Origin of the sequence: Microvirga sp. 17 mud 1-3 (genome assembly GCF_003151255.1) — a bacterium.
GTDB lineage: Bacteria > Pseudomonadota > Alphaproteobacteria > Rhizobiales > Beijerinckiaceae > Microvirga.
The window spans coordinates 360,714-385,074 of record NZ_CP029481.1; the positions used below are offsets into that span (position 1 = coordinate 360,714).

At 67.7% G+C, this 24,361-nt stretch carries 19 protein-coding genes and 1 pseudogene; 7 read left to right on the forward strand and 13 right to left on the reverse strand.

Translation table 11 applies throughout. The features are described 5' to 3' along the window. Positions 1-32 precede the first annotated feature (32 nt). The 5 genes from typA to C4E04_RS01705 form a co-directional block, all read right to left on the reverse strand. Positions 33-1,862: a translational GTPase TypA gene (gene typA / locus C4E04_RS01685; RefSeq protein WP_109594355.1), complete on the reverse strand. Its 1,830-nt coding sequence runs from the start codon at positions 1,860-1,862 to the stop codon at positions 33-35. Between the two features lie 209 nt (positions 1,863-2,071). Continuing rightward, positions 2,072-2,482, reverse strand: a complete 411-nt coding sequence (locus C4E04_RS01690; RefSeq protein WP_109594357.1) for a YkvA family protein — start codon at positions 2,480-2,482, stop codon at positions 2,072-2,074. 112 nt (positions 2,483-2,594) lie between these two features. Then, on the reverse strand, positions 2,595-4,295 hold the full coding sequence (gene rpsA / locus C4E04_RS01695) for a 30S ribosomal protein S1 (RefSeq protein ID WP_109594359.1): 1,701 nt from the start codon (positions 4,293-4,295) through the stop codon (positions 2,595-2,597). 364 nt (positions 4,296-4,659) lie between these two features. Then, complete coding sequence (locus C4E04_RS01700) at positions 4,660-5,955, reverse strand: MFS transporter (RefSeq protein ID WP_109594361.1); 1,296 nt, start codon at positions 5,953-5,955, stop codon at positions 4,660-4,662. A gap of 142 nt (positions 5,956-6,097) precedes the next feature. Then, positions 6,098-6,724 (reverse strand): 2-hydroxychromene-2-carboxylate isomerase, encoded by a 627-nt coding sequence (locus C4E04_RS01705; RefSeq protein WP_109594363.1) that lies wholly within the window; start codon positions 6,722-6,724, stop codon positions 6,098-6,100. A 222-nt stretch (positions 6,725-6,946) separates the two neighbouring features. Here C4E04_RS01705 and C4E04_RS01715 point away from each other — a divergent pair. Further along, positions 6,947-8,178, forward strand: a pseudogene (locus C4E04_RS01715) (argininosuccinate synthase). 139 nt (positions 8,179-8,317) lie between these two features. On the opposite strand, the gene C4E04_RS01720 reads toward C4E04_RS01715, so the two are convergent. The 4 genes from C4E04_RS01720 to C4E04_RS01735 all read right to left on the reverse strand — a co-directional run bounded on the left by C4E04_RS01720 (position 8,318) and on the right by C4E04_RS01735 (position 11,351). Next, complete coding sequence (locus C4E04_RS01720; protein WP_109594367.1) at positions 8,318-9,619, reverse strand: class I SAM-dependent methyltransferase; 1,302 nt, start codon at positions 9,617-9,619, stop codon at positions 8,318-8,320. Positions 9,620-9,684: 65 nt separating this feature from the next. Next, complete coding sequence (locus tag C4E04_RS01725; RefSeq protein ID WP_109594369.1) at positions 9,685-10,575, reverse strand: sigma-70 family RNA polymerase sigma factor; 891 nt, start codon at positions 10,573-10,575, stop codon at positions 9,685-9,687. After that, on the reverse strand, positions 10,562-11,023 hold the full coding sequence (locus C4E04_RS01730; protein WP_109594371.1) for a carboxymuconolactone decarboxylase family protein: 462 nt from the start codon (positions 11,021-11,023) through the stop codon (positions 10,562-10,564). The genes C4E04_RS01725 and C4E04_RS01730 overlap by 14 nt, the downstream gene beginning before the upstream one ends. An 82-nt stretch (positions 11,024-11,105) precedes the next feature. Then, positions 11,106-11,351 (reverse strand): DUF1674 domain-containing protein, encoded by a 246-nt coding sequence (locus C4E04_RS01735; protein WP_109600659.1) that lies wholly within the window; start codon positions 11,349-11,351, stop codon positions 11,106-11,108. 186 nt (positions 11,352-11,537) lie between these two features. Between C4E04_RS01735 and htpX the strand changes: the two genes are divergently transcribed. The 4 genes from htpX to purH all read left to right on the forward strand — a co-directional run bounded on the left by htpX (position 11,538) and on the right by purH (position 17,477). Beyond that, a complete protein-coding gene (gene htpX, locus C4E04_RS01740) occupies positions 11,538-12,464 on the forward strand; it encodes a zinc metalloprotease HtpX (RefSeq protein WP_109594373.1) in 927 nt (308 codons plus the stop codon). After that, a complete protein-coding gene (locus C4E04_RS01745) occupies positions 12,461-13,798 on the forward strand; it encodes an RsmB/NOP family class I SAM-dependent RNA methyltransferase (protein WP_109594375.1) in 1,338 nt (445 codons plus the stop codon). Before htpX ends, C4E04_RS01745 begins: the two co-directional genes overlap by 4 nt. A gap of 169 nt (positions 13,799-13,967) precedes the next feature. Further along, positions 13,968-15,731: a heparinase II/III family protein gene (locus C4E04_RS01750; protein WP_109594377.1), complete on the forward strand. Its 1,764-nt coding sequence runs from the start codon at positions 13,968-13,970 to the stop codon at positions 15,729-15,731. 153 nt (positions 15,732-15,884) lie between these two features. Continuing rightward, entirely contained in the window at positions 15,885-17,477 is a 1,593-nt protein-coding gene (gene purH, locus C4E04_RS01755; RefSeq protein WP_109594379.1) for a bifunctional phosphoribosylaminoimidazolecarboxamide formyltransferase/IMP cyclohydrolase, read from the forward strand. Positions 17,478-17,784: 307 nt separating this feature from the next. Here the strand turns inward: purH and acs are convergent, their stop codons facing one another. From acs to tsaD, 4 genes are all read right to left on the reverse strand, one after another. Next, positions 17,785-19,737: an acetate--CoA ligase gene (acs, locus tag C4E04_RS01760; protein WP_109594381.1), complete on the reverse strand. Its 1,953-nt coding sequence runs from the start codon at positions 19,735-19,737 to the stop codon at positions 17,785-17,787. A 310-nt stretch (positions 19,738-20,047) separates the two neighbouring features. Continuing rightward, positions 20,048-20,461, reverse strand: coding sequence for an EVE domain-containing protein (locus tag C4E04_RS01765; RefSeq protein WP_109594383.1), 414 nt, complete (start codon positions 20,459-20,461; stop codon positions 20,048-20,050). Between the two features lie 11 nt (positions 20,462-20,472). Beyond that, positions 20,473-21,453 carry an NAD(P)H-dependent glycerol-3-phosphate dehydrogenase gene (locus C4E04_RS01770; RefSeq protein WP_109594385.1) on the reverse strand — a complete coding sequence of 327 codons (981 nt, stop codon included), beginning with the start codon at positions 21,451-21,453 and terminating at the stop codon, positions 20,473-20,475. Beyond that, positions 21,453-22,508: a tRNA (adenosine(37)-N6)-threonylcarbamoyltransferase complex transferase subunit TsaD gene (tsaD, locus tag C4E04_RS01775; RefSeq protein ID WP_109594387.1), complete on the reverse strand. Its 1,056-nt coding sequence runs from the start codon at positions 22,506-22,508 to the stop codon at positions 21,453-21,455. Before tsaD ends, C4E04_RS01770 begins: the two co-directional genes overlap by 1 nt. A gap of 180 nt (positions 22,509-22,688) precedes the next feature. Here tsaD and hemC point away from each other — a divergent pair, with 180 nt between their 5' ends. Both hemC and C4E04_RS01785 read left to right on the forward strand, forming a co-directional pair. Further along, entirely contained in the window at positions 22,689-23,615 is a 927-nt protein-coding gene (gene hemC / locus C4E04_RS01780) for a hydroxymethylbilane synthase (RefSeq protein ID WP_109594389.1), read from the forward strand. After that, positions 23,615-24,304 carry a uroporphyrinogen-III synthase gene (locus tag C4E04_RS01785; RefSeq protein ID WP_109594391.1) on the forward strand — a complete coding sequence of 230 codons (690 nt, stop codon included), beginning with the start codon at positions 23,615-23,617 and terminating at the stop codon, positions 24,302-24,304. Before hemC ends, C4E04_RS01785 begins: the two co-directional genes overlap by 1 nt. Positions 24,305-24,361: the final 57 nt, after the last annotated feature.

The window sequence follows — 24,361 nt, forward strand, 5'->3', positions numbered from 1 at the left end:
CGGCTTTCTCAGGATGAGAGAGAGCGTTCGGCTCAGGCGCTCAGCGCTTCCTTCGAGCGCTCGGCGCGCTTGCGGTCGTTCGGGTCGAGGATCGCCTTGCGCAGGCGGATCGACTTCGGCGTGACCTCCACGAGCTCGTCGTCCTGGATCCAGGCGAGCGACTTCTCCAGGGTCATGCGGATCGGCGGCGTCAGGCGCACCGCCTCGTCCTTGGAGGTCGTGCGGATGTTCGTGAGCTTCTTGCCCTTGAGCACGTTCACTTCCAGGTCGTTATCGCGGCTGTGGATGCCCACGATCATGCCCTGATAGACCTTCCAGCCCGGCTCGATCACCATCGGGCCGCGATCCTCCAGGTTCCAGAGGGCGTAGGCCACGGCCTCGCCCTGGTCGTTGGAGATGAGCACGCCGTTATTGCGGCCGGCGAGCTCGCCCTTGTAGGGCTCGTAGGCGTGGAACAGGCGGTTCATGATCGCCGTGCCGCGGGTATCGGTGAGAAGCTCGCTCTGATAGCCGATGAGGCCGCGGGTCGGGGCGTAGAACACGAGGCGCTGGCGGTTGCCGCCGGAAGGACGCATCTCGACCATCTCGGCGCGGCGCTCGGACATCTTCTGAACCACGACGCCGGAAAATTCCTCGTCCACGTCGATCACGACCTCTTCGATCGGCTCGAGGAGCTGGCCCGTGGCCTCGTCCTTCTTCATGACGACGCGCGGGCGCGACACGGCGAGCTCGAAGCCCTCGCGGCGCATGGTCTCGATCAGGATCGCGAGCTGCAATTCGCCACGGCCGGACACGTAGAACGAGTCCTTGTCGGCCGCTTCCTCGATCTTCAGGGTCACGTTGCCTTCCGCTTCCTTGAACAGGCGGTCGCGGATCATGCGGCTCGTGACCTTGTCGCCCTCGGTGCCGGCGAGCGGGCTGTCATTGACGATGAATGACATGGTCACGGTCGGCGGATCGATGGGCTGGGCCTGGATCGGGATGTCGTTTTCCGGCGCGCAGAACGTATCGGCGACCGAGCCCTTTTCGAGACCCGCAATGGAGACGATGTCGCCCGCCTCGCCGACCTCGATCGGCTGCCGCTCCAGACCGCGGAAGGCCAGGATCTTGGAGACGCGACCCGTCTCGACCACCTTGCCCTCACGGTCGAGAACCTTGATCGACTGGTTCGGCTTCACCGAGCCCGAAGCGATGCGGCCCGTCACGATGCGGCCGAGGAACGGGTTGGCTTCCAGAAGCGTCCCGAGCATCCGGAACGGGCCTTCCTCGACCTTGGCCTGGGGCACATGCTCGAGCACCAGGTCGAACAGGGGTGCGAGGCCCTGGTCGGACGGGCCCTCCGGCGAATGCGCCATCCAGCCGTTACGGCCCGACCCGTAGAGGATCGGGAAGTCGAGCTGCTCGTCGGTGGCGTCGAGTGCCGCGAAGAGATCGAACACCTCGTTGATCACCTCCTGGTGGCGGGCGTCGGGGCGGTCGATCTTGTTGATGGCCACGATGGGCTTGAGGCCGATCTTGAGAGCCTTGGAGACCACGAACTTGGTCTGCGGCATCGGGCCCTCGGCCGCGTCGACGAGCACGATGGCGCCGTCGACCATGCTCAGGATGCGCTCCACCTCGCCGCCGAAATCAGCGTGGCCGGGGGTGTCGACGATGTTGATGCGGGTGTCCTTCCAGACGACCGAGGTCGCCTTGGCCAGGATGGTGATGCCGCGCTCCTTCTCGATGTCGTTGGAGTCCATGGCGCGCTCTTCCACGCGCTGGTTCTCGCGGAAGCTGCCCGATTGCTGGAGCAGCTTGTCGACGAGGGTGGTCTTGCCATGGTCGACGTGGGCGATGATGGCGATATTGCGCAGCTTCATGAGCTCTCGATCTTTCAAAACAAAGCGGCCCGGCTCGCGGCAAGCTTGGCCGCGTCCCTGGCTCGAACCGGGCGAAAATTGATGACGTTGCAATATAATGATGAGAGAGCGGCCGCAATAGGGCAGGGCCCAGAATCGTTTGCGCGGCTATGGTTTGCGCAGCGGAATGCCGGAAAATCCGGAGCTGGGCCGTCCTCTCACCCTCGGATTCAGGAGCCTGGGCGCGGCCAGAACAGGCGCAGCAGGGCGACCGCGAGCGCGATCCAGAGCAGGATGATGACCAGGGCTGTGGCCCGGCTCGTCGGCCGCTCCAGTCGTCCCCGCGCTTCTGCGCGCAGCTCCTCCATGAGCGCAGGCGGGATGAGCCGGACGGCCAGGAGAATCCCCAGCGGAACGAGGATCACGTCGTCGAGATAGCCGAGAACCGGGATGAAGTCGGGAATGAGATCGATGGGGCTCAGCGCATAGGCTGCCACGAGCCCGGCCACAAGCTTTGCGAGGAGGGGCACTCGCGGGTCGCGCGCCGCAAGATAGAGCGCCACCACGTCCGTCTTGACGGCCCGCGCCCAGAGGCGGATCCGCGCCAATAGGCCGGCATTGTTCTGTCCGCTCGTTCCCATGCAGGCTCTCCGTTCGCTCATCTTACGAAAAAACCCGCGCGAGAGGCTCGCGCGGGTTCCGGAAAGGCATCCCCGGATCGGGTCCGGGGAGATCAGGCGGCGTGCCGCCCGATCACTTCTTGTCGGTGCGGGCCTTGAGGGCCGCGCCGAGGATGTCGCCGAGAGACGCGCCCGAATCGGCCGAGCCGTACTGCGCCATGGCTTCCTTCTCCTCCGCGACCTCGAGGGCCTTGATGGAGAGGGTGACGCGGCGGGCCTTGCGGTCGAACTGGGTCACGCGGGCATCGACCTTCTCGCCGGCCGCGAAGCGCTCGGGGCGCTGGTCGGCACGGTCACGCGCAAGCTCGTTGCGCTTGATGAAGGTGGAGAGGTCCGTATCGACGATCTTCACCTCGATGCCGCCGTCCTTCACCTCGAGAACCTCGCAGGTGACGACCTGGCCCTTCTTGATCTCGCCGGCTTCCGCGAAGGGGTCGCCGCCGAGCTGCTTGATGCCCAGCGAGATGCGCTCCTTCTCGACGTCCACGTCGAGAACCTGGGCACGCACCAAGTCGCCCTTCTTGAACTCGTCGATGACCTGCTCGCCCGGACGGTTCCAGTCGAGATCCGAGAGGTGCACCATGCCGTCCACGTCATTCTCGAGACCGATGAAGAGACCGAACTCGGTCTTGTTCTTCACCTCGCCCTCGACTTCGGAGCCGACCGGATGCTTCTCGGCGAAGGCCTCCCACGGGTTCTGGAGCGTCTGCTTCAGGCCCAGCGAGATGCGGCGCTTCACCTGGTCGACCTCGAGAATCACGACCTCGACCTCCTGAGAGGTGGAGATGATCTTGCCGGGGTGGACGTTCTTCTTGGTCCAGGACATCTCGGACACGTGGATCAGGCCCTCGATGCCCGGCTCCAGCTCCACGAACGCACCGTAATCGGTGATGTTCGTGACGCGGCCCTTCAGCTTGGCGCCAACCGGGTAACGGGCGGCGATGCCCTCCCACGGATCGGCCAGGAGCTGCTTGATGCCCAGCGAGATGCGGTGCGTGTCGTGGTTGATCTTGATGATCTTCACCTTGACCGTCTGGCCGATGTTTACGACCTCGGACGGGTGGTTCACGCGGCGCCACGCCATGTCGGTGACGTGCAGCAGGCCGTCGATGCCGCCGAGATCAACGAACGCACCGTACTCGGTGATGTTCTTGACCACGCCGTCGATGACCTGACCCTCTTCGAGGTTCGCCACGAGCTCGGAACGCTGCTCGGCGCGGCTCTCTTCGAGGACGGTGCGGCGCGACACGACGATGTTGCCGCGGCGACGGTCCATCTTGAGGATCTGGAACGGCTGAGCCACGCCCATGAGCGGGGTGACGTCGCGCACCGGGCGGATGTCCACCTGGGAGCGCGGCAGGAAGGCCACGGCGCCGTCGAGGTCGACCGTGTAGCCGCCCTTCACCTGGTTGAAGATGGTGCCGTTGACGCGCTCGCCGGCCTCGAAGGCCTTCTCGAGCTTCACCCACGACTCTTCGCGGCGGGCCTTGTCACGGGAAATAACGGCTTCGCCCAGCGCGTTCTCGATGCGCTCGACATAGACCTCGACCTCGTCGCCGATCTTGATGGTCTGATCGCGGTTGGGGCCGGCAAATTCCTTAAGGGCAACGCGTCCCTCGGTCTTGGCGCCGATGTCGATGACCGCGACGTCCTTCTCGATCGCGACCACCTTGCCCTTCACGACCGAGCCTTCGCTGATCTCGGACGTGCGGAAGGATTCTTCGAGCAGAGCTGCGAAGTCTTCACGGCTCGGCTGTTGGAAAGCTGCAGACATATGTTCTCCTGAATGGCCCTCGTTTAAGGGGCAACGCCGGCGGCTCGTGTGAACGGGCCGTTTCCAGCCGCCGCCGCCCAGGACGCCCCTTCAGGGCCATGTCCAAGGCGTGCCGCTTCATCAGCGGGCCGGCGTATCATCGACGGATGGAAACGCTTACACCTCAGGACCTTGGCGGAACGCCTCAAGGGCGCGTCGTACGCACCCCTTCATCACCATCACCGTCACTGTCCTGTCGGATGGGAGTTCTAATATCCCAATTGGGCCTGGATCACAAGGCTTTCAAGGCTTTGGACAGCGCCCTTCGCGGACGCTGCGTCATGGCGGCGCTCCCGGGCCGCCGCCGCAGACCCGGCCGCTGTCCTCAATCCTCCTTGATGAGGCTGTGCGTGCGGGTGTCCTTCATGCGCAGATACACGATGAGGGACAGGCCGATCAGCACCGTCACGTACCAGAAGAAGCCGCTCTCCATGCCCTTCTGCTTGAACCAGAGCGCCACGTATTCGGCCGTGCCGCCGAAGATCGTGTTGGCGAGCGCATAGGGCAGCGCCACGCCGAGCGCCCGGATATGGGCCGGGAACAGCTCCGCCTTCACGACCGCGTTGATGGACGTATAGCCGGTCACGATCACCAGGGCCCCGAGGGCGAGCACGAAGGCCATGGTGGGGCTGCTCGCCCGGCCCAGGGACGTGAAGATCGGGTAGGTGCACAGGACGCCCAGGATGCCGAAACCGACCATGAGGGGCTTGCGGCCGACCTTGTCCGACAGGGCGCCGGCCACCGGCTGGAGGAGCATGAAGACGAACAGGGCCGCGGCCGTGACCTGGCTCGCGGTCTCGCGGCTGAAGCCCGTCGTGTTGACCAGGTATTTCTGGAGGTAGGTGGTGTAGGCGTAGAAGGCGAGCGTGCCGCCCGCCGTCAGCGCCAGCACCGTAAAGGCCTCCCGCGGATAATGCCTGAAGAGCGCGATGCCGCTGGAGCGTCCCTGTTCGCCCTCCTGCGCGTTCTTGTAGGACTGGGTCTCGGCCAGGCCCCGCCGCAGGTAGAAGACGAAGACGGCCAGAACGCCGCCGATCGCGAAGGGGATGCGCCAGCCCCAGGTCTCGAGCTCGCGTGGCGACAGAGTCGCCTGCAGCACCAGGAGGACGCCGAGCGCCAGGAGCTGACCGGAGATGAGGGTCACGTACTGGAAGCTCGAGAAGAAGCCGCGCCGGTCCCGGCCGGCCATTTCGCTGAGATAGGTGGCGCTGGCGCCGTACTCGCCGCCCACGCTGATGCCCTGGACCAGGCGCGCGAGGACCAGGATGATGGGCGCGAGCGCCCCGATGCTGTCGTAGCCGGGCGTGACCGCGATGGTGAGCGAGCCCAGGCACATGAGGGTGACCGACAGCGTGAGGCCCGCCTTGCGGCCCTTGCGGTCCGCATAGATGCCCATGATCCAGGCCCCAATGGGCCGCATGAGGAAGCCGACCGCGAAGATCGCCGCTGCGTCGAGGAGCTGGGCCGTCTGGTCGCCCTTGGGGAAGAAGACGGGAGCGAAATAAAGCGTGAAAGCCGAATAGACGTACCAATCGTACCACTCGACCATGTTGCCGGCCGATCCGCCCAGAATGGACTTCAGGCGGTGCTTGCGGTCGGCCTGGTCGTTTTTCATCAACATTTTTGTTTTCCTATTGTTTTTCGTGGTCGGTCGTGCCGACGGGCGCCGGAGCGGGCAGTCGCGAGCGTCTGGGGTCAACGCTCCCGAGGCGGAGAGTTCCGGCGATGGGGACCTGTTTCCGGCGGTCCGACCGGGGGCGGGCTCAGACCGGCCATTCGGACCGGTGGGCGCGCTCGGTGGCCCAGGTGAGGGCCTGTTCGAGGCGGTCGTTGCCCCAGAACATCTCCCCGTCCTCGGCCAGGAAGGTCGGCGCCCCGAAGAGGCCGAGCGTCTGTGCCTCCTCGCCGACGCGGCGCAGGCGCGACTTCACGGCCTCCGTCTCAGCTTCTTCCAGGACGGGCTGCGGATCGGCCCCGATAGCGGTCAGGATCTCGGACAGGACGACAGGGTCGCCGATATTGCGGCCTTTTCCGAACTCCGCCGTGAAGACCGCCCGGGTGAAGGCGGGCGTCCAGCCACGGTCGAGCCCTGTCAGGGCGACGCGGGCGGCCAGGAGACTGTTTTGGGGGAAGGGCTTCGGGCGGCAGAAGGGGAGCCGGAGGCGGGCCGCTTCCCGCTCCATGTCGCGCCACATGTAGCGCCCCTTGAGAGGGTAGAGGTTGAAGGGCGAGGTGCTCCAGCCCTGGGCCCCGAAGATCGGCCCGAGCAGGAAGGGACGCCAGACCACCGTGACGCCCGCCGCTTCGGCTACCTCCTCGATGCGCATGGCCGAGAGGTAGGAATAGGTTGATGAGAACTCGTACCAGAATTCGAGGGTCGGCTTGGGCATGGCGGAGGAGGCTCTCGTGCTCGTGGTCCGCGTCCGGCAGGCAGGCCTCCCCCTTGAGCCGGTTCTGCCGCGCGTGAGTTCTTCCCTAATCCATCGTGATTCTCGAGGGCAGCGGCGCGGTTTCTGGTCGGGAATGCTCTGGACGCATATCAAAATGCCCGTTGCGCCGCTCAAGCTTCCGTTCTAAGTCGCGCAGATCCTTCGTTCCGTGGAATTCCTGCTATGGCTGACAAGCGTGTGAACAAGGTCGTGCTCGCCTATTCGGGCGGCCTCGACACCTCCATCATCCTCAAGTGGCTGCAGACCACCTATGGTTGCGAGGTCGTGACCTTCACGGCCGATCTCGGCCAGGGCGAGGAGCTGGAGCCCGCGCGCAAGAAGGCCGAGCTGCTCGGCATCAAGCCCGAGAACATCTTCATCGAGGACCTGCGCGACGAATTCGTGCGCGACTACGTGTTCCCGATGTTCCGGGCAAATGCCCAGTACGAGGGGCTCTATCTCCTGGGCACCTCCATCGCGCGCCCGCTCATCGCCAAGAAGCAGATCGAGATCGCCGAGAAGGTCGGGGCTGACGCGGTGGCGCACGGCGCCACCGGCAAGGGCAACGACCAGGTGCGCTTCGAGCTCTCCTATTATGCCCTCAAGCCCGACGTGACGGTGATCGCCCCCTGGCGGGAATGGGATCTGACCTCCCGCACCAAGCTCATCGAGTTCGCCGAACAGAACCAGATCCCGATCGCCAAGGACAAGCGCGGCGATGCCCCGTTCTCGGTCGACGCCAACCTCCTGCACGCCTCCTCCGAGGGCAAGGTGCTGGAGGATCCGGCCGCCGAAGTGCCGGACTATGTCTATTCCCGCACCAACGATCCGGAATCGGCCCCGACACCCCGACCGTGATCTCCATCACGTTCGAAAAGGGCGACCCGGTCGCCATCGACGGGCAGAAGATGGGCCCGGCGGCTCTTCTCGCGAAGCTCAACGAGCTCGGCCGCCTCAATGGCATCGGCCGTCTCGACCTCGTGGAGAACCGCTTCGTCGGCATGAAGAGCCGCGGCATGTACGAGACCCCCGGCGGCACGATCCTGCTGCTGGCCCATCGCGGCATCGAGTCGATCACCCTCGACCGCGGCGCGGCTCACCTGAAGGACGAGCTGATGCCGAAATATGCCGAGCTGATCTATAACGGCTTCTGGTTCTCGCCGGAGCGCGAGATGCTCCAGGTCCTCATCGACAAGTCCCAGGAATTCGTCACCGGCGAGGTGAAGCTCAAGCTCTACAAGGGTGGTGTCCACCTCATCGGCCGCGAGAGCCCGTACTCCCTCTACGACCAGGACCTCGTGACCTTCGAGGAAGGCGCGGTCGCCTACGACCACCGCGACGCTGCCGGCTTCATCAAGCTCAACGCCCTGCGCCTGCGCACCCTCGCCCAGCGCAAGAAGAAGCTGGGGCTGTAAGGCATCGGACCCAAAAGTGGATTTGCACTTTTGGGACCAATCCGATGCTCTAGGGGAGGTCCCTTGGCCCGGCTCCCTGCCGGGCCCCTCATCGGTTCGACAAAGCCCCGGCTCAGTCCGGGGCTTTGTCATGTGAGGCCTATCGGTAGAGATCCGCCCGGGTCGGCGGCAGGCCGGCCGGGCCCCGTGTGCGCTTCGACACCAGGGTCTGGTTGATGCCCACCGCGCCGCGGCCGAAGGCCAGGGAGCAGCCGGCGAGATAAAGCAGCCACATGCGGGTCTTCTCGGGCCCCACCTCCGCCTCGGCCTCCTTGCGGCGGGCGTTCAGGTTCTCCCACCACAGGCGGGTGGTGCGCTGGTAGTGCTCGCGCCAGCCCTCCACGTCGTGCACCTCGAAGCCGAAGCGCTCCAGATTGGCGACCGACATGCCGAGATGGTCGAGCTCCCCGCCCGGGAAGATGTAGCGGGTCAGCGCCCGGTATTCCGGCTTCAGCTTGCGGAAGGCGCGGTCCGTGCGCTTGGCGCGCCGGGCGATGCAGTGGTGGAGATAGAGGCCCCGCGGGCGCAGGAGCCGGTGCACGGCGCGGAAATAGGCCGGGTGGTTGGCGATCCCCACATGCTCGAACATGCCGATGGACGAGATCTTGTCGAACTCTCCCTCCATCAGGGTGAAGTCCTTCACCACCACCTCGACCCGGTCCTGCAGGCCGAGCCGCGCGATCTTCTCCCGCGCGAGGGCCGCCTGCTCCTCCGCGAGCGTTACGCCCGTGGCCTTGACGCCGTAATGCTGCGCCGCGTGGCAGATCAGCGCTCCCCAGCCGCAGCCGATGTCGAGCAGGCGCTCGCCGGGCTTCAGCCGCAGCTTGCGGCAGATCATGTCGAGCTTGTCGATCTGCGCTTTGGCGAGGTCGTCGTGCCAGTCCGGCTGGAAGTACGCGCAGGTATAGACCATCTCGGGGTCGAGAAAGAGCCGGTAGAAGGCGTTCGACACGTCGTAATGATAGGCGATGTTGCCCTTGTTGGTTTCGGGCCGCCCGTCGCGGGCCTCCGGCTTCTCCTCGACCCGGTCGAGGGGGCGCGGCATGTCGGCCGGGGCGCGCCAGAAGCGATAGGCCGCCGTCAGGGCCTTCACCTTGCTCACGCCCCTGAGGCGGCGGGCGATCTTGCCCTGGGGGCGCTGGTCCGCGAGGTCGAAGATCGTGCCGTTCTTCAAATCGAGCAGGCCCGCCACATGGGCGTTGATGAGGGTGTCGAGGGAGGGGCGCCGGACCAGGGTCGAGACGACGTTCTCCTGCCGGATGACGAGGCGCATGGCATAGGGCGGCAGATCCCGGGGCACGGTCGAGCCGTCCCACAATTCGAAGCCGAAGGACAGGCCCAGCGCCTTGTGGGCCTCCTCGAGAAGGCTCCGGAAGGTCTCCAGCCGCTGCGTTGCGCTCATCGTCCACCCCCTGACGGGCGGCAGCGTAGCGGGCCGTGGCGGGCGGGACAATCGCCCGGGAGCCGTCAGGACGGTATGAGCCCCGCCGTGCCCGCGAGATGCCGGAGCTTCTCGGGGTTGCGCACGATGTAGACGGCCGTGATCAGGCCGTCCTCGATCTGCAGGGCGAGGCTCTGCGGCAGGCCGTCCTTCTCCAGGGTGACCACGCCCGGCAGGCCGCTGATCGGGCCGCGATAAAGAACGGGCGGGGTCTCGTAGTGCATCTTGCGGGCAAAGCCCGCGAAGAAGCGGGAGACCCGGTCGGAGCCGAACAGGGGGTTGCGGGCTGCGTTCCGAATTCCGCCGCCATCCGTGTAGGTAATGACGTTCTCGGCAAGGAGCGACCGGAGCGTCGCGAGATCGCCGGTCCGCGATGCCGTGAAGAAGGCGTCCGCCATCCGCTGGCCCTCATCGGCCGAAACCGAGAAGCGCGGGCGCGCCTCGCGCACGTGCTTGCGGGCCCGTGCGGCGAGCTGCCGGCAGGCCGCGGGATCCCGGTCGAGGGTCGTGGCGATCTCGTCGAAGCCCATGCCGAACACGTCGTGCAGCAGGAACGAGGCGCGCTCGAGGGGCGAGAGCCTCTCGAGCGCCAGCATGAGGGTGAGCGACAGATCCTCGTCGGCGTCGCCGTCGAAGGCCTGCTCGACCACCGGCTCGGGGAGCCAGGGGCCGATATAGGTTTCCCGCCGCACCCGGGCCGATTTCAGATGGTCGAGGCACAGGCGGCTGACCATGCGCGACAGGAAGGCGGCGGGCTCCCGCACCGCCGCCCTGTCCGTCCCATGCCAGCGCAGATACGCCTCCTGGACGATATCCTCCGCCTCGGACATGGAGCCGAGCATCCGGTAGGCGAGGCGGGTCAGCCGTCGCCTTTCCGGCTCGAACAGCGCCGCCGCCTCGCCGTCATGCGGCGACACGGCTCGCCCCGACCGGGTGAATGGCTCGGAAGCCGACGGAGAGCCGGTTCCAGGCGTTGATGGTCACGATCAGAAGGCTGAGCTTCGCCTGCTCCTCCGGCGAGAAATGGGCCGCGAGCAGGTCGTAATCCTCGTCCGGCGCCCCGGTCTCAGCGATCAGCGTCAGGGATTCGGTCCAGGCCAGGGCCGCCCGCTCGCGATCCGTATAGAGCGGCGATTCCCGCCAGGCATCGAGCAGGTAGATCCGCTCCTCGGTCTCGCCGTGGGCGCGCGCATCGCGGGTGTGCATGTGGATGCAATAGGCACAGCCGTTGATCTGCGAGGCCCGGACCTTCACGAGTTCGATCAGGCTCTGCTCCAGGCCGCTGTTGCGCGCCTGGTGCTCCAGAGCGAGCATCGCCTTCATGGTTTCCGGGCTGGCCGCAGAAAAATCCAAACGGGGTTTCATCGTCGTCATCTCCTTGAAAATCCTGGTGACGAACGAAAGACGAGGCGGGCCCCCCGAATGTGACATCGGCGGTGAAAGTTTTTTAGAAATCCGTCGCGAGGCCCTTCACTTCCCAATCCTCGTAGCGGACCGGCTCCAGCCCGCCGCGCCCGCGATGCTCCTTTGCCTTCGCGATTTCGGCCGCCTTCGCGTCGATCTGGCGGCGGCGCTCCTCGGCCTCGCGCAGCGCCCGCTCCGCGGCGGGCGAGAGAGTCTTGCCGGGGGCGGCGCCTGCGGGCGATCCGGCGCGGTCGGCCGGGACTTCGTTCGGGCTCGTGTGCGTGCTCATGACATCCTCATACCAGTTGCCGGGAGCGCCCGCGAGGCCTTGTGCCGCCGTGCAGGGCCGCATCCCGTGCAGACCGGATCCCATATGGACCGAAACTCTTGGGGGCGGCCCCGGTGCTCCCCACATAGCAACCTTGGAAGGGAATGCTTCGGGCGCTATGCGCTCATCGAGGACGTGGAGACTGCGATGAACACCGTCAAGACCGGGATGCTGCTGGCGGCCCTCACGGCCCTGTTCGGGGTGGTCGGCTATCTGCTCGGCGGCGGCAGCGGCATGCTGATCGCGCTCGGGCTCGCCGTTGCGACGAACCTTTACGCGTACTGGAACTCGGACCGGCTGGCGCTCTCGGCCCATCACGCCGTGGAGGTGGACGAGCGCACGGCGCCGGATCTCGTGCGCATGGTGCGCGAGCTCGCCCAGCGCGCCGAACTCCCCATGCCGCGGGTCTACGTGACCGAGAACCCGCAGCCGAACGCCTTCGCGACCGGGCGCAACCCCGAAAATGCTGCGGTGGCGGCCACCACGGGCCTCCTGAGCATGCTCTCGCCGAACGAGGTAGCGGGCGTGATCGCCCACGAACTCGCCCACATCAAGAATCGCGACACCCTGATCATGACCGTGAGCGCCACGGTGGCCGGCGCCATCGCGAGCCTTGCCCAGTTCGGCTTCCTGTTCGGCGGGCGGGGTGAGGACCGGCCGAGCCCGGTGACCATGCTGCTCATGGTTCTTGTCGCGCCCTTCGCGGCCATGATCCTGCAGATGGCCATCAGCCGCTCGCGGGAATATGACGCCGACCGTGCGGGCGCCCTGATCCTCGGGCAGCCGCTTGCCCTCGCATCGGCACTGGCCAAGATCGCTGGCGGCGTGGCACATGTGCCCAACATGGACGCGGAGCGCCACCCGGCGACCGCGCCGCTCTTCATCGTCAATCCTCTCTCCGGACGCGGCATGGACAATCTCTTCTCGACGCATCCCGCGACCGAAAACCGGATCGCGGCCCTTCAGGCCCTGGCTCAGGAGATGGGCCCGGCGCCTGCCCCCGCCGGCAGCTTCACCCGCACGGCTCCGTCGAGCCCCTGGAACACGGGCGCGCGCCGGGGTCCGTGGGGATGAGCACCGTGGATCGCAGCGAAACTCAGGCGGGCCTCGGCCCGCGCCGCCTGGCCTGGAACGCCGTTACCGAGTCCCTCAAGCGCCGGGTCCCCCTCGACGATGTGCTGGAGGAACTCTCTCCCGCCGAGGGCCTGTCCCCGCGGGACGAGGCCCTGGCGCGGGCCATCGCGGTCGTCACCTTCCGGCGTCTCGGCACCCTGGGCTGGGCCCTGCGCGAGCGGCTGACGAAGGGCACCCGCGACGAGCGCCTCCTCAACCTCCTGGCGATCGGCGCTGCGCAGATCCTGTTCCTCGACGTGCCGGATCACGCGGCTGTCGATACGGCGGTGCAGCTCGCCCAGGACGATTATCGGCTGAAACATGCGGGCGGGCTCGTCAATGCCGTGCTGCGGCGGGTCGCCCGCGAGCGCGAGGCCATCCTGGCCGTGCAGGATCCCTGGCTCGACACGCCCGGCTGGCTCGAAAGGCGCTGGAGCGCCCAATACGGCGAGGAGGTTGCGGCGCGCATCGCCATGGCGCACCGCTCGACCGCGTCGGTGGACCTGACGGTCAAGGACGATGCGCCCGCCTGGGCCGACCGGATGGACGGCCTCGTCCTGCCCACCGGCAGCGTGCGCCTGACCGAGCGCACGGCGATCCGCGACCTGCCGGGCTACGCGGAGGGAGCCTGGTGGGTGCAGGACGCCGCCGCCGCTCTGCCGGCCCGCCTTCTCGGTGCCCGGCCGGGCGAGCGCGTGGCCGATCTGTGCGCGGCTCCCGGCGGCAAGACCGCCCAGCTCGCCGCTGCGGGCGCAGACGTGCTGGCCGTCGACCGTTCGCCCCGGCGCCTGAAGCGCCTGGAGGAGAACCTCGCGCGCCTCGGCCTGACTGCCCGGACCCTCGCGGCCGATGCCGAGAAGCTCGACGAGGCGCCCTTCGACGCCATCCTGCTCGATGCGCCGTGTTCCGCGACCGGCACCATCCGCCGCCATCCCGACGTGGCCTGGACCAAGGGCGAGGAGGATGTGGGCAAGCTTACGGCCCTTCAGGCCCGGCTCCTCGACCGGGCAGCGCACCTCCTGAAGGAGGGCGGGCGCCTCGTCTACTGCACCTGCTCCCTGGAGGCTGAGGAGGGCGAGCGGCAGGCGGCTTCCTTCCTCGAACGCCATCCCGACTTCGTCCGTGCGCCCATTGCGGCCTCGGAGATCGGGGACCTGAGTGAATGCGTGACGCCCGAAGGGGACCTGCGGACGCTGCCCTTCCATCTGGCGGCGGCCGGGGGCGACCGGGGCGGGATGGACGGATTTTTCGCGGCCCGCTTCATGAAACGCTCCGCTGCAGCCTCTCCGATTTAAAGAAGCGTTCAGTATAACGTCACGAAATTTCGGATTTCGGATGCGATTCCGGGCACTTCGGAGGCATGCGCCCGAAATTGCCCGGTTCTGGTTACCCGATATTAACCCAACGCCGAGCATCTCTTCTCTGGAGATCGTTAACGTGACCTAAACGAGAGGAGCGCCAGGCGTGGATTGGGGGCCGGACCGCTGGCGGCTATATGGCCTCGCCTTCCGCGAGGGAGGCCGAGCCCTGCGCGAAGCAACGGTCTGGGGCCTGTCGGCGCTCTCGCTCGGCATGCCGGTGCCGACCCGGCTCATCTTCGCGCCCCAGGATCTGCGCACGGCGGATCCCACCATCGCGACGGACATCTATTCGGGCTTCTTCGCCTTCGCGGGCCGCGCCATCACGACAAGCGGGCGCTCGCCCTTCGGCTTCGTGCCGCCGAGCCGCGCCTGGGGCGAGGCGCTCTACGGCTTCGGCTGGCTGAGGCACCTGCGGGCCGCCGGAACGGCGCTCGCCCAGGCCAATGCCCGCTCTCTGGTGGACGAGTTCGTGTCGTCCCGGCTCGGGGACCGGCGCATCGCCTGGGATACGCAGGTCCTGGCCCGGCGGCTGATCTCCTTCATCAGCCAGTCGCCTCTCATCCTCGAGGGCGCGGATCACGGCTTCTATCAGCGCTTCCTGAAGATCATCGGCAGCTGCGTGCGCGACCTCGAGCGCCATGTCAGGGCCGGCGCCCTGCCGCACCAGCAGCTCATGGCGGCCATTGCGCTCTGCTATGCGGGCCTGTGCTGCGAGGGGCTCGACAAGACCTTGCGCAGAGCGTCCCGCCTCCTCGCCCGCGAGCTCGACCGGCAGATCCTCGCGGACGGGGGCCATGCGAGCCGCAACCCGCGTGTCGTGGTCGACCTGCTCTTCGACCTTCTGCCCCTGCGCCAGATGTTCGCCAGTCGCGAGGTGGACACGCCCGAGGCCCTGCTGCGCGCCATCGACCGCATGCTGCCCATGGTGCGCCTGTTCCGCCACGGGGACGGGACGCTCTCGCATTTCAACGGCATGGGCGTCACGGCCGCGGACCACTTGGCGACCCTGCTCACCTACGACGACATGCGCAGCCAGCCGATCCATCACGCGGCCCGCTCGGGCTATGAGCGGATCGAGGCCGGGAGCTCCCTGCTCATCGCCGATGTGGGCGCCGCCCCGCCGCCTCTTCTCTCTCTGGAGGCCTGCGCGGGCTGCCTGTCCTTCGAGTTCTCCAGCGGCGCCCAGCGTATCGTGGTCAATTGCGGCACGCCGCGCATCGCCAACGATGCAATCCTCCAGGCGTCCCGCTCCACGGTGGCCCATTCCACGGCCTCCATCGACGACGTCTCCTCCTGCCAGATCACAAGCCTGCGCGGCCGCTGGCCCGACCGGCTGGCGGCGCGGTGGCTGCTCCACAGGCTCGGGCCTATCGTCGTGAGCGGCCCCACGCGGGTCGTCGCGGAGCGCGGCGAGCGCGAGCGCGTCCAGACCCTCAACGCCAGCCATGACGGCTATCTCGCCCGCTTCGGCCTGACCCACGAGCGCCGGATCCAGCTCTCCCCGTCCGGTGACCGGCTCGAGGGCGAAGACCTGTTCTGGGGCGAAGGCGCCGCCGCTGCATCCCGGGAGGCCATCGTCCGCTTCCATCTCGCGCCCGGCATCCGCGCGAGCCGCGCCCAGGGTGGGCGGGTCGTCATGCTGGTCCTGCCGAACCGGGAGGCCTGGCAGTTCTCGGCCGGCCCCGGCGAGGCCTTCGTGGAGGACAGCATCTTCCTGGCGGTGCCCGACGGCATGCGCCGCACGGAGCAGATCGTGCTCGCCTTCCGGCCGAGCGAGACCCCGTCGGTGCGCTGGCGCTTCGAACGGCTTGCGCGCAACTTCAACCCCGCGCCGCCCTCGGCCGAGCCTGCGCCGGATCAGGCCTGAGTTGCCCCTCGCGACGGTTTTCATCGCGGCCCCGGCGTGCTATCGCGCCGCACATCCCTGACGGAGCGGGACCGCGTCCGGCTCCCCATTTTCCGTAGTCGCATCCTGAGGCCGGACATGCCCGCCCGGGGATGCCTGAATGGAGCCGCCGCCATGCCGAGCGATCCCAAGCGCGTCACCCGCGCCCTTCTTTCCGTTTCCGACAAGACCGGCCTCGTGGATTTCGCCCGCGCCCTCGCGGCGCGCGACATCGAGCTGGTCTCCACCGGCGGCACCAAGAAGGCGCTCGAGGAGGCCGGGATCCCGGTCCGGGACGTGAGCGACCTTACGGGCTTCCCGGAGATGATGGACGGGCGCGTGAAGACCCTTCACCCGGCCGTCCATGGCGGGCTCCTCGGCATCCGCAGCAACCCTGAGCACCAGGCCGCCATGCTGGCCCACGGGATCGCGCCCATCGACCTCCTGGTCGTGAACCTCTATCCGTTCGAGGCGACGGTGGCGGCGGGGCGCCCTTACGACGACTGCATCGAGAACATCGATATCGGCGGCCCGGCAATGATCCGCGCCGCCGCCAAGAACCACGGCGATGTGGCTGTGGTGGTGGACGGGGATGACTACAAGGCCGTCCTCGACGACCTCGCGGCCCATGACGGGGCCGTGACCCTGACCCTGCGCCGCCGCCTCGCCCAAAAGGCCTATGCGCGCACCGCCGCCTACGACGCTGCCATCTCCAACTGGTTCGCGGCGGAGCTCAACGAGGCGGCGCCCGCCTACCGGGCGCTCGGCGGCTCCATCGCGGAGGTGCTGCGCTACGGCGAGAACCCGCACCAGGCGGCCGCCTTCTACCGCACGCCGGAGAAGCGCCCCGGCGTCGCGACAATCCGCCAGGTTCAGGGCAAGCAGCTTTCCTACAACAACATCAACGACACCGACGCGGCCTATGAGGCGGTCGCGGAATTCGCGCCGGAGCGTTCCGCCGCCGTGGTCATCGTCAAGCACGCCAATCCTTGCGGCGTCGCCGAGGGCGCGAGTCTGCGCGAAGCCTACGAGAAGGCCCTGCGCTGCGATCCGGTCTCGGCCTTCGGCGGCATCGTGGCCATGAACCGGCCCCTCGACGCGGAGGCCGCTAAGGTCATGGTCGAGATCTTCACGGAGGTCATCATCGCGCCCGAGGCTTCCGAGGAGGCCATTGCCATCGTGGCCGCCAAGAAGAACCTGCGCCTCCTCCTCGCTGGCGCCCTGCCGAATCCCCGCCAGCCCGGCCTGACCCTGCGCACCGTCGCGGGCGGTTTCCTGGCCCAGGGCCGGGACAATGCGGTTGTCGACGACATGGATCTGCGGGTGGTGACGAAGCGCGCCCCGACCGAGCGCGAATTGTCCGACATGCGTTTCGCGTTCCGGGTCGCCAAGCACGTGAAGTCGAACGCCATCGTCTACGTGAAGGACGGCGCCACGGTGGGCATCGGGGCCGGCCAGATGAGCCGGGTCGATTCCTCCCGCATCGCCGCCTGGAAGGCGGCCGAGGCTGCCAAGGCCGCGGGCCTGCCCGAGACCCTTGCCAAGGGCTCGGTGGTCGCCTCCGACGCCTTCTTCCCGTTCGCGGACGGTTTGCTCGCTGCCGCCGAGGCCGGCGCCACGGCGGTCATTCAGCCGGGCGGCTCCATGCGCGACGAGGAGGTGATCCGCGCGGCCGACGAGGCCGGCCTCGCCATGGTCTTCACCGGCCACCGGCATTTCCGGCACTGAGGGGCTCAGCGCGTCAACTCTACAAGGGTCAGGGGAACAGGGTCCTGACCCCCGTCATTCCGGGTCGCCGTAGGCGAGCCCGGAACCCATAAACGCTGACGATTCAGGATAAAGACCAGCGGGTATCGCAGCTCCCCATTCTGATACGCTGATGGTTATGGGTTCCGGGCTCCGCTTCGCGGCCCCGGAATGACGGAGCTGCATCCTTTCCACCTCTTCCACGCAAGTCGGATGTTTCCGACGTGCGCAGACAAAGACGGATCCCGGATACACCCGAGATCCGCAGGAGTGGAGAGCAGCGCGGCGCTTAGGCCGCCTGCGTGCGCTTGTTCTGGCGGTTGGTCACCAGGTCGTCGACCACAGTCGGGTCGGCGAGGGTCGAGGTGTCGCCGAGATTGCCGTATTCGTCCTCGGCGATCTTGCGCAGGATCCGGCGCATGATCTTGCCCGAGCGGGTCTTGGGCAGGCCCGGCGCGAACTGGATCAGGTCCGGCGACGCGATGGGGCCGATTTCCTTGCGCACCCAGGCGACGAGTTCCTTGCGCAGGTCCTCGGAGGGCGTCTCGCCGGCCATCAGGGTCACGTAGGCGTAGATGCCCTGGCCCTTGATGTCGTGCGGATAGCCGACGACCGCGGCCTCGGACACCTTGGGATGCGCCACGAGGGCGGATTCCACCTCGGCCGTGCCCATGCGGTGGCCCGAGACATTGATCACATCGTCCACGCGGCCGGTGATCCAGTAATAGCCGTCCTGGTCCCGCCGGCAGCCGTCGCCCGTGAAGTACTTGCCCGGATAGGCCGAGAAATAGGTCTGCACGAAGCGCTCATGGTCGCCGTAGACCGTGCGCATCTGGCCCGGCCAGGAATCCGCGATGACGAGGTTGCCCTCGGTGGCGCCCTCCAACACCTTGCCCTCGGAGTCCACCACCTGCGGCACGACCCCGAAGAACGGCAGGGTGGCCGAGCCCGGCTTCTGCGCGATGGCGCCCGGCAGGGGCGAGATGAGGATGCCGCCGGTCTCGGTCTGCCACCAGGTGTCGACCACGGGGCAGCGGCTATCGCCAACCACCCGATGATACCATTCCCAGGCCTCCGGGTTGATCGGCTCGCCCACGGATCCGAGGAGGCGCAGGGACTTGCGCGAGGTCCGCTTCACGGGCTCCTCGCCCGCCTGCATGAGGGAGCGGATCGCCGTGGGGGCAGTGTAGAAGATGTTCACGTTGTGCTTGTCGATCACCTCCCAGAAACGGGAGATCGACGGATAGGTGGGTACGCCTTCGAACATCAGCGTCGTGGCGCCGTTCGCGAGGGGGCCGTAGAGGATGTAGGTGTGGCCTGTCACCCAGCCCACATCGGCCGTGCACCAGTAGATGTCGCCGTCGTGGTAGTCGAACACGTATTGATGGGTCATGCCGGCCCAGACGAGATAGCCGCCCGTGGTGTGCAGGACGCCCTTCGGCTTGCCGGTGGAGCCCGAGGTGTAGAGGATGAAGAGCGGATCCTCCGCGTTCATCTCCTCCACCGGGCAATCGGCCGTCACCATCTCGGCGGCCTCGTCGTAATAGACGTCCCGGCCCGGAACCATGTTCACGGGCGAGCCGGTGCGGCGCACCACGAGCACATGCTCCACGCCGCCGACGCGGGCGATGGCCGCGTCCACGTTTTCCTTCAGCGGCACCTTGCGGCCGCCGCGCAGGCCCTCGTCGGCCGTCACGATGAAGACCGACTTGGCGTCCTCGATGCGACCCGCGAGCGAATCGGGCGAGAAGCCGCCGAACACCACCGAGTGGATGGCGCCGAGCCGCGCGCAGGCGAGCATCGCATAGGCCGCCTCGGGGATCATCGGCATGTAGATGGTGACCCGGTCGCCCTTCTGGACGCCGCGGTTGCGCATGACATTCGCCATGCGGCACACCTCGTCGTGCAGCTGACGGTAGGTGATGGATCTCGATTCGGACGGATCGTCGCCTTCCCAGATGATCGCCACCTGGTCGCCCCGGGTCTCGAGGTGCCGGTCGATGCAGTTATAGGCCACGTTGGTGGTGCCGTCCTCGAACCAGCGGATCGAGACGTTCTCGGGGCCGAAATTGGTGTTCTTGATCCGGGTCGGCTCCCGGAACCAGTGGATGCGCTTGGCCTCCTCGGCCCAGAAGGCATTCGGGTCCTTCACGGAGGCGGCGTATTTCGCCCGGTATCCCGCCTCGTCCAGATAGGCGCGGCGGCTCCATTCGGGCGATACCTCGTAGATCTTCTCTTGCATGGCGCTTCTCCCAGAGTTCCAGCCTTCTTATCCTAGCTTTACGGAAAGAGAGAGGCCGCGGGCAAGCCAGGAAGGATCGCACTTTGGTCGTTGACGGGTTTTTGGGTCTTCTCCCTGGGGATGACGGATAGCGTGGCCAGGATTCGCTGAGCCGCGCTGTCATTCCGGGGCGCCACAGGCGAGCCCGGAACCCATAACCGCTGACGATGCAGAATAAGGAGCTGTGAGAACTGGTGCGTCTTATCCTGAGCTGCTGAGTTTATGGGTTCCGGACCTGGTCCTTTGGACCATCCCGGAATGAGGCGATGCCTTAAAGCCCGCCCATCCGGCACACGATCTCCCATTCCTCGTCCGTCACGGGCTGCACCGAGAGGCGGGAATTGTTGACGAGGATCATGTCCTTGAGCGTCGGCTCGGCCTTGATCTCCTCGAGCGTGACCGGCCTTTTCAGCGGTTTGACGGCCTTGATGTCGACCATGCCGAATTTGCCGGTCGGGTCCGTGTGGTCGGGATAATATTCACGGATGACCTCGACAATGCCGACGACGGCCTTGCCCTCGTTGGAATGGTAGAAGAAGCCCCGCTCGCCTCGTTTCATGGCCATCAGGTTCTGCTTGGCCACATGGTTACGCACGCCGTTCCAATGGGTGCCCTTGTCGCCTTCCGCGACTTGGCTGTCCCAGGACCAGACAGAGGGTTCTGACTTGTAGAGCCAATGGGCCATGGAATGTCCTTCTAGTGCTCGGATTTGACGGGACGGTTCATGAGGGAATCGACCGCCTGGTCGATCGTGGAGACGCCGCTCAGGACCCGCTCCACCGCCTCCGCAATGGGCATGTCCACGTTCCTTTCATGCGCGAGGGCCACCAGGGCGCGGGCCGTTGTGGCGCCCTCCACCAGCTTGCCGCCGGCGGCCTCCTCGGGCGACAGGCCCTGGCCGAGGCGCTGGCCGAAGGCGAAATTGCGCGAATGCGCCGTGGAGCAGGTGAGGACGAGGTCGCCGAGGCCCGACAGGCCCATGAGCGTCTCGGCCTCGCCCCCATAGGCGCGGGCGAAGCGCAGAAGTTCGGCGAAGCCGCGGGCGATGAGGGCCGCCTTGGCGCTCTCGCCGAGGCCGCGCCCGGCCACCGCCCCGCACGCGATGGCAAGCACGTTCTTGGCCGCGCCGCCGATCTCGACCCCGCGCACGTCCGTGCGGTGATAGACCCGGAAGGTGGAGCCCGAGAGGGAAGTGGCGATGCGCTCAGCGAGGGCGGCGTCCCGGCAGGCCAGGGTCACGGCGGTCGGAAGGCCGCGGGCCACGTCGTCCGCGAAGCTCGGGCCCGAGAGGACCGCGAGCGGGCTGCCGGGCCGGACAGCCTCGGCCGCATCGCTCAAAAAAGCCTGCGTCTCGCGCTCGATCCCCTTGGCGCAGAGCACGAGCGGCGTGCAGGCGGGTAGCACGGCGGACAGGGCCGCGGTCATTTCCCGGGTGGTCTGGGCGGGCGTGACGAGGAGTACCGCGCCCGAATCCGCAAGGTCGGTGAGGGAAGCGGTCGGGCGGATCCGCTCATGGAGCGGAACGCCCGGCAGGAAGCCCGGATTCATCCGGGTTTCGGCCAGGAGCGCGGCTTGCTCGGCGCTGCGCATCCACAGCACCACCTCGTTGCCCGCAAGAGCCGCCGCATTGGCGAGCGCCGTGCCCCAGGCCCCGGCACCCGCGATGCCGATCCGCATCACGCCTTCGCTCCGGCCTCGTCCCGGCTCGAATCGAGGGGCCAGCGGGCCCGGGCCGGGGCGGAGATGTCGTCGATCAGACCGAGACGCAGGCGCTCGAGACCGGCCCAGGCGATCATGGCGCCGTTGTCGCCGCACAAGGAGAGCGGCGGCGCCACGAGGCGAAGCCCCGTCTCAACCGCAAGCCGCTGCAGGGCCTGGCGGATGGCCTGGTTGGCCGCCACGCCGCCCGCCACCACGAGGGCGGTCGGATGGCCGGCGATGTCGCGGAAGGCGCGCAGGCCCGCCCGGGTGCGGTCCACCACCGTGTCGACGACGGCGGCCTGGAAGCTCGCGCACAGGTCGGCCACGTCGCTCTGGGTCAGGGGCGCGATGCGCTCCGCCTCCAGGCGGACCGCGGTCTTCAGGCCCGAGAGGGAGAAGTTGGGCTCGGGCCGGCCCATGAGCGGACGGGGCAGGGCGAAGCGCTCGGGGTTGCCCTTCGCGGCCTCCTGCTCCACGTGCGGGCCGCCTGGATAGGGCAGGCCCAGAAGCTTCGCGACCTTGTCGAAGGCCTCGCCGATGGCATCGTCGATGGTGGTGCCCAGACGCACGTATTCGCCCACGCCCTTCACGGCGACGAGCTGCGTATGCCCGCCGGAGGCGAGCATCAGGAGATACGGAAAACCGATGCCGTCGGTGAGGCGCGCCGTGAGCGCGTGCGCCTCCAGATGGTTCACGGCCATGAGAGGCTTGCGGGTCACGAGGGAGATCGTCTTGGCGGTGGTCAGGCCCACCAGGACGCCGCCGATGAGGCCCGGCCCCGCGGCGGCCGCGATGCCGTCGATGTCGTTGATGGTGCAGTTGGCGTTCTTGAGCGCCCGCGCCACCAGGCGGTCGATCACCTCCACATGGGCGCGGGCCGCGATCTCCGGCACGACGCCGCCATAGCGGGCATGCTCGGCGATCTGGCTCAGGACCTCGTTGGACAGGATTTCACCGCGCCCGTCGAAGCCCACCCCGACCACGGCGGCGGCGGTTTCGTCGCAGGTCGTCTCGATGCCCAGGATGCGCATGGTCGGTCACGCCGTGTTGGAGCGACGGAGCGCGCTGCGGAAGCCCGCCGCGCCCGTTCCGTCATTCAGTTGGAACATGATCTTTCGGGCTTCACGGCCCGCCTCTCCTCCCCCTATAGTCCGCCGCGCCGTCCAAGATCAAACACCGAGATTTCATCTTCAAGGAGAGCACAGCCCGACATGGCCGATTCATCCGCCTTCGTCATCGGCACGCGCGGCAGCCCGCTGGCGCTGGCCCAGGCCCACGAGACGCAGAGACGCCTGAGCGCAGCCCATGGGCTGGCGCCCGAGCGCCTGCCCCTTGAGGTCATCAAGACGACCGGCGACCGGATCCAGGACCGGGCCCTCTCGGAGGCGGGCGGCAAGGGGTTGTTCACCAAGGAGCTCGACATCGCGCTCCTCGACGGCTCCATCGACCTCGCAGTCCATTCCGCCAAGGATCTCCCTACAGTCCTGCCGGACGGCATCGTCATCGTCGGCTACCTGCCCCGCGAGGACGTGCGCGACGCCTTCATCAGCCGCCGGGCCGCAAGCCTGCGCGACCTGCCCGAAGGGGCTGTGGTCGGCTCCGCGTCCCTGCGGCGCCAGGCGGAAATCCGTCGCCTGCGGCCGGATCTGAGAGTCACACTCCTGCGCGGCAACGTGGAGACGCGCCTGGAGAAGCTCGACCGGGGCGAGGTGGATGCCACGCTCCTGGCCATGGCGGGGCTGCGCCGCCTCGGCCTGACCCAGCATGTCTCGGCCGTCCTCGACGTGGAGGATTTCCTGCCGGCGGTCGGGCAGGGGGCCATCGCCATCACGATCCGCACGGGGGATGAGCGGGTGGAGCAGGCGATCCGGCCGATCCTCGACGTCGCGACCGGTCACGCACTTGCGGCCGAGCGGGCCTTCCTGACGGTCCTCGACGGGTCCTGCCGCACGCCCATCGCGGGCCATGCGCGCCTCGTCGGGGAAGAGATCGAGTTCCGGGGCATGGTGCTGCGGCCGGACGGGTCGGAGAGCCTGGAAGTCCTGCGCCGCGGCGCACCGGCGGATGCCGCCGCCCTCGGCCGCGAGGCCGGGCTCGACCTGCGCGCGCGCATGCCGGCGGGCTTCCTCGGCGCCTGATGCGGGTTCTCGTCACACGCGCCGAGGAGGATGCCGGGCGCACCGCCCGGCGGATCGCGGCGCTGGGCCACGAGCCGGTCATTGCGCCCATCACCCGCATCGTGCCGACGGGCGATCCCAGGCCTGCCGGGCCGTGGGACGCCCTGATCGTCACCAGTGCCCATGCGGAAGAGGCCATCAGGTCCATCGCCGACAAGGCGCTCCCGGTCTTCGCGGTCGGGGAGCGGACGGCCCGTGCCGTGCGGCAGGCGGGCTTTTCCACGGTCGCGGTGGCGGATGGCGATGCGGTCTCCCTCTCGGGCCTCATCCGGCGGAGCCTGCCGCCGGACCGGGTCCTGCTCCATGTGACGGCCCGGCACCACAAGGAGGAGCCCGCCCTGTCCCTGCAGGCGGCCGGGTTCCGGGTGGTGCATTGGGAGGCCTATGAGGCCGCGGCCGCCGAACGCCTCCCGGAGAGTGCCATTGCGGACATGCGGGCTGGTCGGACAGGAGCCGTGCTCCATTATTCCCGGCGCGGCGCGGAGCTTTTTCTGCGCCTGGCGAAGGAGGCGCACTTGTCATCGACCCTTTCCGCTCCCGTCCATCTCTGTCTCTCGCCCGATGTGGCGGCCCCCTTCGAGGCCCTGGATCTGCCGGTTCGGGTGGCCTCCCGACCCGACGAGGAGGCGCTTCTGGCCACGCTCCGGTGACGCCCGCGCCTTCTTCCTCTAGAATCCCCCTGCGAGGGAACGAATGGCCGTGCTCAA